Raw genomic sequence first — 16,012 nt, 5'->3', positions numbered from 1 at the left:
TGGCTCCGGCGCTCCCCGCTTCGCCGGCCCCGGTCTCGGCCTGATCCCCGGCGGCATGCCCGCCCTCGCGGGGTCGGGGCGTGGTCGGACGACTGCGGTGGCGTGGGGAGCGCCGGTGGGATCGTCGGGGTCGATCCGTGAGTCGTTCGTGACCGCACCGTGATGCTGGACGTCCCGGACGGTGGCACGGAACCCCAAGCCCGGGCAAATTGCCGGTCAGGACTTCGCGGGCGAACACGCCGTGCGTACGCCCCGGCGCGCCGAGTGGTCGTCGTCGGGTCGGGTGATGCGGGCAACCCCGCCGCGGGCCGCGCGTCCGGCGCGCGCACCGGGAGGGATCAGCCGGCGACGCTCGTCGTCCCCGCGGTCGTCCGCTGGGCGGCGCGCTCGCGCGGGGGCCGTGTGCGGGCCAGCGCGCACGTCACGAGGTGCACGACCTTCGGGTCGATCGTCATCGCCATGTGCCCGACGTGGTCGAGCCGGACGTTCGTGACCTGCAGATCCGGGTGCTCGAGGCGGGCGTTGCGCTGCGGCACGACCAGCTGGTCCATCCGGCTCCACACCGCGAGGAACCGGGTGCGGCACCCCGGCGCCGGCTCGGTGAGCTCCTGCAGGAGGTCCGAGCCGGGCTGGAGCTGCCGGGGCACGACCGTCGGCGGCAGCAGGTGCGCGATGAGCGAGCCCTGGTGCGGGCTGCCGAGGGTCACGAGGGTGTCCACCCGGGCGTCGCCGCCGAGCCGCTGCACGTAGTACCGGGCGATCAGCCCGCCGAGCGAGTGCCCGACGACGTGGACCCGGTCGGCGCCGGACACCGCGCACAGCCGCTCGACGTGCTGGCCGAGGTCGCGGGCGGCCGCCCGGACGTCCCCGGTGAAGGCCGTCATCGGGCTGTAGTTGACCGCCTGCACGGTGCCGTGCCCACGGCGGCGCAGCACGCGGGCGAGGTGGACGAAGATCGACCGGTTGTCGACGATGCCGTGAACGAGCAGCACCGGGGTGCCGGCGCCGTCGAGGTCCGAGACGAGCAGCGAGCGCTCGCCGGGCGGCAGGTCGTCGGTGCGGTGGTGGGTATGGACGCCGCCGGGGCGCAGGGCCTCGTCGAGCAGGCCCCAGGGGTAGACCGACAGGTGCACCGCCGTCCAGGCGACCTCGACGGCGAGGCCGCGCAGCCCGCGCGGGACGCCCATGGTGCGCGCGAGGTAGGACAGCCCGCCCCACGCCGTGGCGGCGAGGGAGGCAACGGTGCCCGCGGGTGGCGGCGCCGGCTCGACGGTCGTCGCCGGCGTCGGCGACATGACCCCGGTCACGTCCATGAAGGGAACGTTAGGCGACGTTCACCGGCGTGTCGCGTCGGGCGGGTCGGATGACCGATCAAGCTGAGGGACCTCACGAGGAAGTGGGGGTCTGCGTGGTCGCTCGCGAGCCCGCCTACTCTGCGCGGACATGACGGCTTCACCGGCCGACGCCGGGTCGCGGCGCCCCGGGCCCGCCCCGGGCGGCCCGCCGCAGCCGGGCCCGGGCGCTCCGGCGCCGGGAGGCGTGGCCCGCGCCTGGTGGATCGCCGTCGCGCTCGTGGCCGTCGCCGTGGCGCTGCGGATCGTCGTCGCCGTGGCCGCGCCGGGCGGGCTCGGTGCCCCGGTCCGGGTGGCGGGCGTGCTCGCACCGCTGGTGGGTCTGATCGCCGCGATCGCGCCCGGTCTCGCCACGCGGCGAGGCCGGCGCCCGCTCGGCGCCGCGTCGCTCTCCGCCCCGGCGGCGCTCGGGGCGCTCGGCGCCGGGGGTCTGCTCGTCGACGTCACGCTGCTCGTCGACCCGGTCTCCGCCGCCCGCCCGGACGTCCTGGTCGGCGGGACCTCGCCGTGGCCCGCCGGGCTGGCCGCGGCGCTCGTCGCCGGCGACGTGGCCCTGCTGGCGGCGGCCACCGTCGCGACCACCGCGCTCGTCGCGCTCGCCCGCCGTGCCGGCCCGTCGGTGTTCGGGACCCAGCGCGGGTCCGCGCTGCTGCGCCCGGTGGGCGGCGCCCTCGTGGTCGCCGCGGGCCTCGCCGCGGCCCCGTTCACCGTCGACGGGCCGGGCACCGGCTTCGCGCCGCACGCCGTCCTCGACACGCCGCCGCCCGCCGGGGCGGGGACGGCGCTGCTCGCCGCCACCGTCGTCGTCCTCGCCCTGCTGCCCGGGGCCCGGGCCCTCGCGGGCGTGCCGGGGGAGCCCCGTCGCGGTGTCCCGACCGCGGCCGACGAGGCCGGGATGCGGGTCCGCCGCGCGGTGCACACCGCGCTCGGCGCCGGCGTCGTCGCGGGCGTGGCGCCCGTGCTCGTCGCCTCGGTCGCCCGTGCGGGTCTCGCGGTCTCGCCCGGCGCGGTCCTCGTGGCCGCGGGTGGGCTGCTGCTGATCGGGGTGCCCGCGCGGACCGCGGTGCTGCGCTCCCGCGCGGCCGGGGTCGCGGCCCTGCTCGCCGCCACTGCGGCCCTGTTCGGCGCCCTGCTGCCGACGCTCTCCGGGGTCTCGGGCGCTGCGGGCAGCCCGCTGCAGACCGGCACCGGCATCCTGCTCCTCCCCGCCGCGGTGGTCCTCGCGGTGCCGGCGCTGCTCGTCGTCGTCGGGACCCCGCGCGTCGTCGTCCGCGCGCGCCCGACGCTCTCGGTGGCCTGGCTGACGGTGCCGTTCGCGGCCGGCCCGGCGCTCGACGTCGTGCTCGCGGGCGTCGACGGCGGCGACACCCCGGCCGCCGTCCTCGACCCCGGCGCGGGCCTCGCCGGCGCGCCGGGCGCGGGCGTCGGCGTCGGCACCGGGGGCTGGGCCGTGCTGGCCGCGCTGGTGCTCGCGGTGCTGACCGCGGTGCTCGCGGCGGGCGCGGGGTTCGCCGAGCGGCGCGACGTCGCGGGCGGCCGGGCGACCCCGGGCACCCCGCTGGGGGCGCGGCCCGCCGACGGCACCGACACCGTGGAGCCCGACCCGACGATGCTGCCGCTGGCCGCGGTCGCCGCCGTACTCGCCGTCCCGGGGTTCGGGGGGCCGCTCGCCCGCGACGCGCTCGCCGCCGGCGCGGCCGGCGGGGCGTGGCAGAACCCGGGCGCGGCCGCGTGGGGCTCGCTCGCCGGGGTCGTCGGTGTCGCCGTCGCCGCGCTGCTCGCCCCCCGGGCCCGGCCCGCGCGGGCGCTCGCGCTGCTCGGGGCCGCCGGGGCGCTGCTCGTCGTGCGGCTCTCCGCCCTGGTCCTCACCCCGCCGCGTCCCGGGGAGAGCGTCGGCATCGGGACGTGGGCGGCCGTCGCCTGCCTGGTGGTCGCCCTCGCGGCGGCCGGGGTGGCGATCATGCGCATCCGTGAGGCGAGCGGACCCGCACGAGGGGAACCCCCGGTGGGATAGAGCGGCCGGGGGTTCCCCTCGCACGGACGGGGAGGTGTGGCGGGGGTCGCCCCCGGTGCCGCGCCCGGGTGCACGACACGCCGCTAGGGTCGCCCTCGGTCCCGCCGACCGGGCCCGGGGGAGTCCGCCGCGCGCTGCGGCGCCGAGGACGGTGACCCAGGGCCGCCCTGCGGGGCGGGACCGCCGCCGGAGTCCACCGACGGATGCTGCCGGTCAGTGATGGAGGAGTTCACGAGTGGACCTGTACGAGTACCAGGCGAAGGACCTCTTCGCCGCCCACGGAGTGCCGGTCCTGCCGGGCCGCACCGTCGACACGGCGTCCGACGCCGAGGCCGCCGCGGGTGAGATCGGCGGCGCGGTCGTCGTCAAGGCCCAGGTGAAGGTGGGCGGTCGCGGGAAGGCCGGCGGCGTCAAGCTCGCCGAGAACCCCGCGGAGGCCAAGGAGAAGGCCGAGAAGATCCTCGGCCTGGACATCAAGGGCCACGTCGTGCACCGCGTGCTGGTCACCGAGGCCAGCGACATCGCGGAGGAGTACTACTTCTCCTTCCTGCTGGACCGCTCGAACCGCACCTTCCTCGCGATGGCGTCGGCCGAGGGCGGCATGGAGATCGAGGAGCTCGCCGTCGAGCGGCCCGAGGCCCTGGCCCGGGTGCCGATCGACGCGATTTCCGGGGTCGACCGGGCCAAGGCCGACGAGATCGTCGCGCAGGCGAAGATCCCCGCCGAGGTCGCCGACGAGGCCGCGCAGGCCATCGTCAAGCTCTGGGACACCTTCGTCGGCGAGGACGCCACGCTGGTCGAGGTGAACCCGCTGGTCCGCGACCCGCAGGACCACATCGTCGCCCTGGACGGCAAGGTCACCCTCGACGACAACGCCGCGTTCCGTCACGAGTCCCACCTCGGGCTCGTCGACCAGCAGACCGAGAACCCGCTCGAGGCGAAGGCCAAGGCCAAGGGCCTGAACTACGTCAAGCTCGACGACGGGCAGGTCGGCATCATCGGCAACGGCGCGGGCCTGGTCATGTCCACGCTCGACGTCGTCGCCTACGCCGGTGAGCAGCACGGCGGCATGAAGCCCGCCAACTTCCTCGACATCGGCGGCGGCGCCTCGGCCGAGATCATGGCCGCCGGCCTGGACGTCATCCTCGGCGACGACGACGTGCGCAGCGTCTTCGTCAACGTGTTCGGCGGCATCACCGCCTGCGACGCGGTCGCGAACGGCATCGTCGAGGCCCTGAAGATCCTGGGCGACGACGCCACGAAGCCGCTGGTCGTCCGCCTGGACGGCAACAACGTCGACGAGGGCCGCCGGATCCTCGACGAGGCGAACCACCCGCTGGTCACCGTGGTGGGCACGATGGACGACGCCGCCGCCAAGGCCGCCGAGCTGGCCGCGCAGGGAGCCTGAGATGTCGATCTTCCTCAACGAGAACAGCAAGGTCATCGTCCAGGGGCTCACCGGCTCCGAGGGCATGAAGCACGGCCGCAAGATGCTGGCCGCGGGCACGCAGCTCGTCGGCGGCGTCAACGCCCGCAAGGCCGGCACGTCGGTCGACGTCGACGGCACCTCGGTGCCGGTCTTCGGCGGCGTCGAGGAGGCCATGAAGGAGACCGGGGCGGACGTCTCGGTGCTCTTCGTGCCGCCCAAGTTCGCCAAGGACGCGGCCGTCGAGGCCATCGACGCGGGCATCGGGCTCGCCGTCGTGATCACCGAGGGCATCCCGGTGCACGACTCGGCGTGGTTCTGGGCGCACGCCTGCGCCAACGGCAACCGCACCCGGATCATCGGTCCGAACTGCCCCGGGATCATCTCGCCCGGGAAGTCGCTCGCCGGCATCATCCCGGCCAACATCTCCGGCCCCGGGAAGATGGGTCTGGTGTCGAAGTCCGGCACGCTGACCTACCAGATGATGTACGAGCTGCGCGACGTCGGCTTCTCCACCGGCATCGGCATCGGCGGCGACCCGATCATCGGCACGACGCACATCGACGCCCTCGAGGCGTTCGAGGCGGACCCCGAGACCGAGGCCATCGTCATGATCGGTGAGATCGGTGGCGACGCCGAGGAGCGCGCCGCGGACTACATCAAGGCGAACGTGACGAAGCCGGTCGTCGGCTACGTCGCCGGGTTCACCGCGCCCGAGGGCAAGACGATGGGCCACGCCGGCGCGATCGTGTCCGGGTCCGCCGGCACCGCGCAGGCGAAGAAGGAGGCCCTCGAGGCCGCGGGCGTCAAGGTCGGCAAGACCCCGACCGAGACCGCCGACCTCGCGCGTTCGCTCGTCTCCTAGGGCCCGGATGTAGCAGGGTGGGCCGCCGGACCGGCCGCGTCGTCACGGCGCGGCCGGTCCGAGGGTCGACGACGCCGTTCCGGGAGGACATCCGATGAGTGCAGGACCTTCGAGCTCCGGCCCCTCGGGAGGCCCGGAGCGACGGGGCGGTGCGCCGTCCGGGCCGTCGGGACCCTCCGGACCCTCCGCGCCGGACGGGTCGGGGGCGCCCGACGGGCCGTCGACGGTGCCGGCTCCGGGGCCGTCGTCGCCCGCGCGCGGGACGGCGTCCGCGGAGCCGCCCGGGCACGCGCAGCCCGGTGGGCCCGGGCCGGTGCCGCACCCCGGCCCGCCCTCGCAGCCCGGACCGGCCGTCGGGCCGCCGAGCAGGCCGTTCGGGGGCGTCTCGCCCTACGGCGGCTCCTCGTGGGCGGGCGCGGGAGGTCCCGGCTCGGGTCCCGCGCCGCAGGGTCCCGGTCAGGGCCCGGGGCAGGGTCCGGGTGGTCAGGGTCCGGGTGGTCAGGGGCCGGGTGGTCAGCCGCCCGGCTGGGGCCGACCGGCGCCGCCGACGCCCGCCCGCGGTGCCCCCGTCTCGCGTCCCGGCGGTCCCGTCGCCGGGCCGACGGTGCCCAGCGCGCCCGCCCCGGGAGCCGGTCCGGCGGGATCGTCGACCTCCGGGCCCGCGCGCTCGTCCGCGGGTACGTCCGGGGCGACGGGTGTCCCGGCCGGCCTCGGTCGCATCGCCGCGATGACCGCCGCGGGCCTGGCCGTCCTCGCCTTCCTGGCCACGTTCCTCACCAGCTTCGACGCGGGCGGGCTCCTGCCCGCCCTCGTGCTCGCCGGCGGCCTGACGGTCGGCGTCGCCGTGCTCCCCACCGCGCCGCGCACGGTGCTGCCCGGCACGGTGCTCACCGTCACCGCGGCACTGATCAGCTTCCAGACGCTCGCGGTGAGCGACGGCTTCGACATCGTCGTCGTCGTGCTCGCGGTCCTCACCGCGGCGGCTGCCGTCGTGGCCGCGCTGTCGGCCCTCGGCCTCGTCGCCGGGGGGCGCGCGGCGTCGCCGGAGGGCGCGGGGACGCCCCGGTCGTTCGGGGACCAGGCGGGTGCGTCGGGCCGCCCCGGTCACGGTGGGGGCGCAGCGGCGGGCCCGGACGCCGGGCCGCCGTCGGGCTCGTTCGCGGCCCCGGGCGAGCAGGCCACCCAGCGCACCGGCCACCCGGGCGGGCCGTCCCAGCAGGGGGCGGGCCCGTCCGGGCCCGGACGGCCGTGGGGGCCCATGTCGTTCTCCCCGGCCGGCCGCTCCGGCGAGCCGTCGGGGGACGACCCGGCGGCCCGGACCCAGGTCGTCCACCGCACGCCGGGCCCGGACGCGGCGTCCTCAGGACCGGCCGGGGCCACCCGCGACCCCTCGCCCTCCGGGGCGAACCCGGCACCGACCCTCGCCACGCCGCTGACGGACGGGCGCACCGGGCCGTCGCGCGGTCCGGGCGAGGGCGCCGGCACGCGGTCCGAGGCCGGTACCGAGGGGATCGGGTCGTCCTCCGCGTCGACCACCGAGGCGCGCCGGCCCACGTCGCCCGCGCCCGGCGGGGAGTCCTCCGAGCGCGGCGAGGGCGCGGCCACGCCCCCGTCCGGGGAGCCGGCCACGCGGCCCGCGTCGGGCGCGTCCGCCCCCGACGGGTCCGGCGACGCCACCCCGCCGTCCGGCTTCCCGCGGCCGACCGGGTGGGGCGCTCCGGTGGAGGGTTCGGACGGTGAGTCCGGGTCGGCGTCCGGGTCCGGCACCGAGGGCCGGGACCGTCCGGGGGCCCACGAGGCCCGCTGACCCGGCCGTCCCGGCGCGCGCGGGCCCGGCGTGGCGCGCGGGTGGGCGCGCGTCGGGGTGGAATCGTGGGTCCGCGTGAGCGCAGCGGCCCCGACCCCAGCTGCCCCGGCGCCTGCCCCGGACCGATCACGGCCCGGTCGCCGGCGCCGTCCGGACCTGCCGCCCCGGCTGGGCGTGCTCGCCGAGGTCGCGCTGGTCCCGGTGTGCGTGTCGTACGCGGCGGTCGTGGTGCTCGTCGCACTGGTCACCGCCTCGGCGTCGGGCACGACGCCGGGCGGCCAGCCCGGCCTCGCGCAGGCCCTCGGCTCGGGCATCCCGCTCTGGCTGGCCGTGCACCTCGTGCCGCTGACGATCGGCGGGGTCCCCCTCGGGGTGCTGCCGCTCGCGCCCGCGGCGGGGGTGGCGGTGCTCGTCGCCGTCCTCGCGCGCCGCGGCGTCGTCCGGCTCGCGGCCCTGCCGGGTGTCGACGGGGCCGACGCGGCCCACGACGCCCGTCCGGACCGCTGGACCTCGCTCGGCGTCCCCGTCGTCGCGGCCGTCGCGGCCGTGCACGCCGCCGCGGGCGTCCTCGCCGCGGCCCTGCTGACCCCGGACACCGCGACGATCCCGGCGGACGCCTCGCCGGCGGCGGCGGGCACGGTCGCGGGGCTGCTCGCGGCGCTGTCCGCGGCGGCCGGGGTCGCCGGTCCCTGCGGCCTCGGGGCCCGGGTGCGGACCCTCCCGCGCTGGGTCGCGCGGGGCCTGCGTGCGGGGCTCGGCGCCGCCGCGGCGACGGTGGCGGGCGGGGCCGCGCTCCTGCTCATCGTCCTGCTCGCGCACGCCGAGGCCGTGGCCGGGTCCTTCGCCGCGATCGCACCCGACGTCGGCAGCGGCGCGGGGCTGTGGCTGCTCGACGCCGCGTACCTGCCGAACGCGGTCGTCGCCGCCTCGTCGTGGCTGCTCGGACCCGGGTTCGCCGTCGGCGGGGTGGTGGCCGCCCCGACCGGCGCCACGCCGGGGCTGGTCCCGCCGCTGCCGCTGGCGGCGCTGCTGCCCTCGGGGCCGCCCCCCACCTGGGCCGGTCTGGCGTTCGCGCTGCCCCTGGCCGTCGGGTCGGCCGTCGGGTGGCTGCTCGCGCCCGTGGGGGCGGGGGACGTGGTCGGCCGCGGTCCGTCGCGGCGCCCGGGGCAGGACCTGCTCCGCCGGGTGCGCCCGGTCCTGGTGGCCGCGCTGACCGCGGGCGTGGTGCTCGCGCTCGCGGCGGGACTCGCCGGGGGGCGGCTCGGCTCCGGGCCGTTCGACCCGGTGAGCGTCCCCGCCGGCCCGGTCCTGCTCGCCGTGATCGCCTGGATCGCGTTGCCGGGTGCGGTCGTCGCCCTCCTCGCCGCGCCGACCGAGGCCCCGGCCGGCGGCCGGGGGACGCGTCGGGCCTCCGCGCCGGCGGCCGCGGAGGAGGTCTCGGCTGTCCCGGAGGACTCAGAGGAGGTCGACGACGGGGACGAGGTCGACGACACCGAAGACACCGCCGCCGCCGATGCCGCCGGTGCCGCCGATGCCGGCGAGGCCGACGACACCGACGAGGCCGCGCACGCCGACGACGAGGCCGCCGACCCGCACCGCGCCTGACCCACGACGAGGGGCACCTCACGCAGCCCCGAGGCGCCGGTGACGTGCGCCGTGTGCCCCTGATCAAGCCCCGCCGCGTCAAGGTGTCCCGACCGACAGGGCGCCCGGTCGGGGAGGCCGACTACTCTCGATGCCGAGGATCGTCGAGACGCCGGGAGCCCAGGTCTGTGCACCGGCGGCAAGGAGATCGCGCTGAGCACGCACGCGGGTCCGGGTGACCACGGAGGCTCCCCGGCCGGGACACGCCTGGAGGTCCGGGCGCCCGCACGCGTCGTCGTCCTCGCCTCCGGGTCCGGAACCCTGCTGCAGGCCCTGCTCGACGAGGCGGCCGCGATCGACGTCGAGGTCGTCGCCGTCGTCGCCGACCGCCCCGGGGTCGCCGCGCTGGACCGGGCCCTCGAGGCGAAGGCCGAACCCGTCGTCGTGCGCCTCGGTGACCACCGCGGGCCCGACGGCACCGTCGACCGCGCCGCCTGGGACGCCGCCCTGGCCGACGCCGTCGCCGCCCACGACCCGGACCTCGTCGTCTCCGCCGGGTTCATGAAGGTCCTCGGGCCCGCCTTCCTGGCGCGGTTCGGCGGCCGGACGATCAACACCCACCCCGCCCTGCTGCCCGCGTTCCCGGGGGCGCACGGGGTGGCCGACGCGCTCGCGCACGGCGTCAAGGTCACCGGCGCGACCGTTCACCTCGTCGACGCAGGCGTCGACACCGGGCCGGTCCTGGCCCAGCAGGCCGTCGTCGTCGACCCCGACGACACCGAGGACACGCTCCACGAGCGGATCAAGGTCGTGGAGCGCCGCATGCTCGTCGAGACCGTGGCCGCCCTGGTGCGCCACGGCGCCACCATCACCGGACGAACAGTGAGGATCGAAGTGACCGCTGCGCCCCAGACAGCTCCCGCCGGTCAGGGGACCGACGGTCGCCGCCCGATCCGCCGCGCGCTCGTCAGCGTCTTCGACAAGGCGGGCCTGCTCGACCTCGCGACCGGGTTGCACGCCGCGGGCGTCGAGGTCGTCTCCACCGGCTCGACCGCCGCGCGGATCGCCGACGCCGGGGTGCCGGTGACCCGCGTCGAGGAGCTCACCGGGTTCCCCGAGACCCTCGACGGCCGCGTCAAGACCCTGCACCCGCGCGTGCACGCCGGCCTGCTCGCCGACTCCCGGCTGCCCACCCACGTCGACCAGCTGGAGTCGCTGGGCATCGCGCCGTTCGACCTGCTGGTGTCCAACCTCTACCCGTTCACCCAGACCGTGGCCTCCGGGGCCGCCCCCGACGACTGCGTCGAGCAGATCGACATCGGCGGCCCCGCGATGCTCCGGGCGGCCGCGAAGAACCACGAGACGGTCGCCGTCGTCACCGACCCGACGCGCTACGCGTGGGTGCTCGCCGAGGTGGCGGCCGGCGGCGTGACCCTGGCCGACCGCCGCGCGCTGGCCGCCGAGGCGTTCCGGCACACCGCGTCCTACGACGTGGCCGTGGCCTCCTGGATGGGCAACGTGCTGGCTCCCGACCCCGCGACCTCGTCCGACGGCACGCCCGTGCCGTTCCCGGGCTGGGTGGGCACGACGGCGCGTCGGCGGGCCGTGCTGCGCTACGGCGAGAACCCACACCAGGCGGCGGTCCTCTACGCCGACCCGGACGCCACCGCCGGCATCGCCGGGGCGGTACAGCTGCACGGCAAGGAGATGTCCTACAACAACTACGTCGACGCCGACGCGGCGTGGCGGGCGGCGCACGACCACGGGCCGGACCAGGTGTGCGTGGCGATCATCAAGCACGCCAACCCGTGCGGGATCGCGGTCGGCAGCGACGTGGCGGAGGTGCACGCGCGGGCCCACGCCTGCGACCCGACGTCGGCCTTCGGCGGGGTCATCGCGGTCAACCGCGAGGTGACCGTCGCCGCCGCCGAGCAGATCGCGGAGATCTTCACCGAGGTGGTCGTCGCGCCGTCCTACGCCGACGGCGCGCTCGACGTGCTGGCCCGCAAGAAGAACATCCGGGTCCTGACGGCGGAGTGGTCGCCGGCCGCGGTCGAGCAGCGGCCGATCTCCGGCGGCGTGCTCGTGCAGCAGCGCGACGCCGTCGACGCCCCGGGGGACGACCCGTCGTCGTGGACCCTCGCGACCGGTGCGCCGGTGCCCGACGAGGTGCTCGCCGACCTGGCGTTCGCCTGGCGGGCGTGCCGGGCGGTGAAGTCGAACGCGATCCTGCTGGCGTCCGGGGGCGCGACGGTCGGCGTCGGGATGGGCCAGGTCAACCGGGTCGACTCGGCCCGGCTCGCGGTCGCCCGCGCCGGCGACCGGGTGCGCGGGTCGGTGGCCGCCTCCGACGCGTTCTTCCCGTTCCCCGACGGGTTCGAGGTGCTCGCCGAGGCCGGGGTGGCGGCCGTCGTGCAGCCCGGCGGGTCGGTCCGCGACAACCAGACGGTCGAGGCCGCCGAGAAGGCCGGCGTAGCGATGTACCTGACTGGGACGCGGCACTTCGCGCACTGATCGTCGCGGCAAGGCGACGCTGATCCAGCGCTCGTTCCTCGCCCCGCTCCAGCCCTCGCCGCCGCGGGGCGGTGGCCATCTTCTGGCTAGGGCGGGAGATGGCCGGCCGCCCAGCACGCGGCCGCGCCGTGGCAGTTCGCGAGCGCCGTCAGGGTCGCGTGCAGGGCGGCCAACCGGCTCGGCGGCACCGTCGCCACGGTGTTGTCCCGCTGCAAGGGGTCGGTCGTGGTGTCGTGGTACTCCCTCTCGCCGGTCGCGTACTCGGTGTAGGTCACCGGGCCGGTGGCCACCGCGGTGTAGCTCGGCGGGTTCGCGGCGGAGCGGCCCGGGGTGCGGTCCGGGTCGTCGGGGGCGAGGTTCGGGCCGTGGTGCTCGACGAGCGCGGCGGTGCGCCAGTCGGGCTGGTCGGCGCCGGCGAGCAGCGGCACCAGCGAGCGGCCGTCGGCGATCGGGAGCGGCGGCGCGTGCGCGAGGTCGACGACCGTGGGCGCGACGTCGATGTTCTGCACGGTCTCCGGGACCGTCCGGTGCACGACGCCGGGACCGGCCACGACCAGCGGGACGACGAGGTCCGTCGCGAACGTCGTCTGCTTCCCGGCGCTCAGTTCGTGCTGGCCCATGTGGTAGCCGTTGTCGGAGCTGAAGACGATCTCGGTGTTCGCCGTCTGGCCGGTGCGCTCCAGGGTCTGCTCCAGCCCGGCGAGCACGTCGTCGACCGACGCCGAGGCCTGGGCCCGCTTCCGGTAGCCCTCGTCGAGCCGGGCGATCTGCTTGGGTCGCAGCGGGGTGCGGTCGCGCAGCCATGCGGGTGCGGTGGGGGCGTCCGGCTGGTTGAACGACCGATCGCGGGGCGCCTGCAACCCGGGGAAGTCCTGCGCGTGGCGCGGCGCGGGCGTGTAGGGCGAGTGCGGGGCGAACGTCGCGACCTCGAGGAAGAACGGCCGGTGCGTCGCCGACTGTGCCGTGATGAAGTCCGAGCCGCGCTGGGACAGGACGTCGGGCATGTAGTCGGCGTCGGCGTGCCCATGGTGGGCGATCGTGCCGTTGACGTTCAGGTCGTAGTCGAACTCCGGGTAGCCGTTCCCGGCGACGTCCCACTCGTTCCAGCCCGGCTCCGGGCCGTCGGTCGGCTGGTAGCCGTTGAGGTACTTGCCCATCATCGCGGTGGCGTAGCCGGCCCGCTGGAGGGCGACGGCGTCGGTGTCGGCCTCGTCGCCGCGGGCGCGGAAGACGTCGAAACCGCCGTCGGGCGAGGAGTTGGTGAACACTCCGGTGTCGTGCGGGAAGGCGCCCGTGAAGATCGACGACCGCGACGGGCAGCACAACGTGTCGGCGTCGTCGTCGGTGCTGAAGCTCGCCCCGCGGGCCGCGAGCGCGGCCACGTGCGGCATGAAGCGCAGCAAGCTCGTCTCGAGGTCGTCGGTGAGGACGAAGACGATGTTCGGGTGCCCGGCCTGCGCCGCCGGGGCGACCCCCGCGGGGCCGGGCAGCTCCGGGGGATCCGGGTCGGGCGTGGACCCGGCACTGCACGCCGTCGCGAGGAGCGCGACCGCCACGACGACGACGGTGAGGGCGTGGCGGGCCGGTTCCCTGATCACGCGCTGAAGGGTGGGCCGCCACGGTGGCCGCGCGCCCCGCGTCGGGCGGAGTCTTCAGGGCGGCATCAGCTTGCGAGGAGGAGACCGTGACCGGACCGCACGACCCCGAGGAGCACCCGACGGGCGAGGAGGAACCCTGGTACGGGACCGGATACGACGAGGGACCCGCGACCTCGGGTGACGCGGGGTCCCCGGAGCACGCGGAGCAGGCCGAACACGCCGAGCGGACGGGGTACGCCGAGCGGACGGGGTACGCCGAGCGGACGGGGTACGCCGAGCCGACGGGCTACCCAGAGCCGGGTCACCGTCCCGCCGAGCACCCGGTGGGCCCGACGGACCCGCCCACGCAACGGGGGACGGTGCACGCCCCGGTGGGGGAGCCCGCGACGGTCCGGGAGTCCGGACCGTTGCCGGCCCCGCGGTCGGGCTGGTGGCGGTCGCGACGCGTCCGGGTGGGGGCCGCCGCGACGCTGGCCGGCCTGGTCCTGCTGGGGGGCGGCTTCGGGGCCGGGTACGCGGTGGCGGACGCCTCCGCCCCGGCCGCCACGCACGCCACGGCCGCGACGGGGGCGGGCCAGGCCGCGAAGGGGGCCGCGAAGGGCCAGGCCGCCCGGAAGCGTCGCGCCGCCCAGCGCCGGCAGCAACAGGACGGGGGCACGGCGCCGGGAACGGGTACGACGCCGGGCACCGGCGCGGCCCCCGGGGCCACCGCGGGCGCGCCGACGTTCTGAGTCACTCTCCCGATCGCGGCGTCGTCGTGGCGCGTTTGTCGGGGGGTGGGTTAGCGTTCTCTTCGTTCGAACAGGTGTTCGAAGAACGAGGAGGTCGTCATGGCCCCATCTGCCGAGGCGTCCCCGCCCGAGGTCCTCTCCCGGCGGTTCTCCGAGCTGGGCCTCGTCCGGGCGTCCGAGCTCCCCGGTCGGGCGGGGTCGGGCGCTGCGGTCCGGAGGGCAGCATCGCACGCCGGGCCGTCCCCGCGCGGGGTGCAGCCGGAGCCGGAGGCCGAGCCGGCGCGGGAGCCGGAGCGGGCCCTGCTGCCGGTGGCGGGGCCGCTCACCGGCCTGCTGCCGTGGGGCGGGCTGCGTCGCGGGTCGACGGTGTCGGTGCACGGGTCGACGGCGCTGCTGCTCGCCCTGGTGGCGGAGGCGTCGCGGTCGGGGTCGTGGTGCGCGCTGGTCGGGCTCCCCGGGGTGGGCCTGGCCGCCGCCGGCGAGGCCGGGCTGGACCTCGGGCGCACCGCCCTCGTCCCGCGGCCCGGCCCGCGCCCGGCGAGCGTGGTGGCGACGCTGGTGGACGGCCTCGACGTGGTGGTGCTCGGCGGGGCCTCGGCCTGGCGGGCGGGCGACCGGCAGCGGTTGGCCGCGCGGGTGCGCCAGAAGGGCGCGGTGCTGATCCCGGTGGGCGCCTGGCCGGGCGCGGACGCCGAGCTGCACGCCACCGGGGGCACCTGGTCGGGGTTGCTGGGCGACGGGGCGGGGCGGTTGCGGTCGCGGCGGGTGCACCTGCGCTGCGCGGCCCGGGGTCGCGCGCGTGACCTGACCGAGGACGTCCTGCTCCCCGGGCCCGACGGACGGGTGGGGGGCGTGGCCGACGCCGCGGAGGTGGTCACCCCGGTCCCCGTCGACCTGCCGGCGAGGACGGGGTGAGCGAGGCCGCGGCTCCGTCGTCGACGGCGGCCCCGATCCGGGTGGTGGCGCTGTGGTGCCCGGACTGGCCGGTCGTCGCCGCGTGCGCCGAGTCCGGCATCCCCGCCGACCGTCCCGCCGCCGTCCTCGTGGCCCACCGGGTGGTCGCCTGCTCGGCCACCGCCCGTGCGCAGGGCGTCCGGCGGGGGCTGCGACGGCGGGAGGCGCAGGCGCGCTGCCCCGACCTGGCGGTGCTCGGCCGGGACGCCGACCGGGACGCGCGGGCGTTCGAGGTGGTCGCCGCGGCGGTGGAGGAGATCACCCCGGGCGTCGAGGTGATCCGTCCCGGGCTGGTGGTGCTCGCGGCGCGTGGCCCCGCCCGCTACTTCGGCAGCGAGGAGGCCGTCGCCGAGCGCCTCGTCGACCACGTCGCGGGCCGCACCCGGGTGGAGTGCCAGGTGGGGGTGGCCGACGGGGTCTTCGCGGCCGCCCTCGCCGCCCGGCGCAGCGTGATCGTCCCGCCCGGTGGCTCGGCGGCCTTCCTCGCCCCGCGGCCGGTCACCGAGCTCGAGATGGAGCCCGGCGTCGAGCCGGACACCGCGGGGGCGGACGTCCCGGGGGCGACCGCGCGCGCCGAGCTCGTCGGGCTGCTCCGTCGCCTGGGGCTGACCACCCTGGGGGGCTTCGCCGGGCTGCCCGCGGCCGACGTCGCCTCCCGGTTCGACGCGGCCGCCGTGCGGGCCCACCGGCTGGCCCGCGGTCTCGACGAGCGCCCGCCCTCCCGGCGCCGCGTCCCCGACACGCTCACCGTCGAGGTGCCCCTCGACCCCCCGGTCGACCGCGTCGACGCCGCCGCGTTCGCCTCGCGGGCGCTCGCGGAGCGCCTCCACGCCGCGCTGGGGGACGCCGGGCTCGCCTGCACCCGCCTCGGGGTCCAGGCCCGGACGACGGCCGGTGACGAGCTCGCCCGCACCTGGCGCTGCGCCGAGCCCCTCACCCCCTCTGCCACCGCCGACCGCGTCCGCTGGCAGCTCGAGGGCTGGCTGTCGCGCCGCGGCCCGGAGCGCAGCGGTGGGGGCGAGGGGCTCGCGGCCCTGCAGCTGGTGCCGGAGGAGGTGGTCGACGCCGGGCGCCTGCAGCTCGGGCTCTGGGGGGAGACCGGGGTCGCCGACGAACGGGCCGGCCGCGCACTGGTGCGGGTGCAGGGGCTGCTCGGGCCCGAGGAGG

11 protein-coding genes and 1 pseudogene are annotated in these 16,012 nt (G+C 77.5%); 10 read left to right on the top strand and 2 right to left on the bottom strand.

All coding sequences use genetic code 11. The features are described 5' to 3' along the window. Positions 1-338: 338 nt before the first annotated feature. Entirely contained in the window at positions 339-1,313 is a 975-nt protein-coding gene (locus AC0CYZ_RS24900) for an esterase/lipase family protein (protein ID WP_472220331.1), read from the bottom strand. Between the two features lie 130 nt (positions 1,314-1,443). Between AC0CYZ_RS24900 and AC0CYZ_RS24895 the strand changes: the two genes are divergently transcribed. The 7 genes and pseudogenes from AC0CYZ_RS24895 to purH all read left to right on the top strand — a co-directional run bounded on the left by AC0CYZ_RS24895 (position 1,444) and on the right by purH (position 11,562). Next, positions 1,444-3,366 carry a hypothetical protein gene (locus AC0CYZ_RS24895; RefSeq protein ID WP_472220329.1) on the top strand — a complete coding sequence of 641 codons (1,923 nt, stop codon included), beginning with the start codon at positions 1,444-1,446 and terminating at the stop codon, positions 3,364-3,366. A 235-nt stretch (positions 3,367-3,601) separates the two neighbouring features. Then, entirely contained in the window at positions 3,602-4,774 is a 1,173-nt protein-coding gene (gene sucC, locus AC0CYZ_RS24890; protein ID WP_472220327.1) for an ADP-forming succinate--CoA ligase subunit beta, read from the top strand. A 1-nt stretch (position 4,775) separates the two neighbouring features. Next, complete coding sequence (gene sucD, locus AC0CYZ_RS24885; RefSeq protein ID WP_472220325.1) at positions 4,776-5,657, top strand: succinate--CoA ligase subunit alpha; 882 nt, start codon at positions 4,776-4,778, stop codon at positions 5,655-5,657. Positions 5,658-6,384: 727 nt separating this feature from the next. Next, positions 6,385-7,464, top strand: a complete 1,080-nt coding sequence (locus tag AC0CYZ_RS24880) for a DUF5336 domain-containing protein (RefSeq protein WP_472220323.1) — start codon at positions 6,385-6,387, stop codon at positions 7,462-7,464. A gap of 174 nt (positions 7,465-7,638) precedes the next feature. Beyond that, positions 7,639-9,069, top strand: coding sequence for a cell division protein PerM (locus tag AC0CYZ_RS24875; protein WP_472220321.1), 1,431 nt, complete (start codon positions 7,639-7,641; stop codon positions 9,067-9,069). A gap of 246 nt (positions 9,070-9,315) precedes the next feature. Then, a pseudogene (gene purN / locus AC0CYZ_RS24870) lies at positions 9,316-9,936 on the top strand (phosphoribosylglycinamide formyltransferase); the annotation flags it as partial. 6 nt (positions 9,937-9,942) lie between these two features. Further along, positions 9,943-11,562, top strand: a complete 1,620-nt coding sequence (gene purH / locus AC0CYZ_RS24865) for a bifunctional phosphoribosylaminoimidazolecarboxamide formyltransferase/IMP cyclohydrolase (RefSeq protein WP_472220333.1) — start codon at positions 9,943-9,945, stop codon at positions 11,560-11,562. 86 nt (positions 11,563-11,648) lie between these two features. Here purH and AC0CYZ_RS24860 read toward each other — a convergent pair whose 3' ends face one another. Beyond that, a complete protein-coding gene (locus AC0CYZ_RS24860) occupies positions 11,649-13,160 on the bottom strand; it encodes a sulfatase family protein (protein ID WP_472220319.1) in 1,512 nt (503 codons plus the stop codon). 86 nt (positions 13,161-13,246) lie between these two features. On the opposite strand from AC0CYZ_RS24860, the gene AC0CYZ_RS24855 reads away from it, so the two are divergent. The 3 genes from AC0CYZ_RS24855 to AC0CYZ_RS24845 all read left to right on the top strand — a co-directional run. Further along, positions 13,247-13,891 (top strand): hypothetical protein, encoded by a 645-nt coding sequence (locus AC0CYZ_RS24855; RefSeq protein WP_472220317.1) that lies wholly within the window; start codon positions 13,247-13,249, stop codon positions 13,889-13,891. A gap of 99 nt (positions 13,892-13,990) precedes the next feature. Next, the gene (locus tag AC0CYZ_RS24850) at positions 13,991-14,806 is read left to right on the top strand and encodes a hypothetical protein (protein ID WP_472220315.1); all 816 of its coding nucleotides are present in this window, start codon (positions 13,991-13,993) and stop codon (positions 14,804-14,806) included. Next, the coding region (locus tag AC0CYZ_RS24845; protein WP_472220313.1) for a DNA polymerase Y family protein at positions 14,803-16,012 on the top strand (1,210 nt) is incomplete at its 3' end. The genes AC0CYZ_RS24850 and AC0CYZ_RS24845, both read left to right, overlap by 4 nt.

It is taken from the genome of Actinomycetospora sp., assembly GCF_055612215.1.
This window is presented reverse-complemented; position numbering and strand designations above follow the sequence as displayed.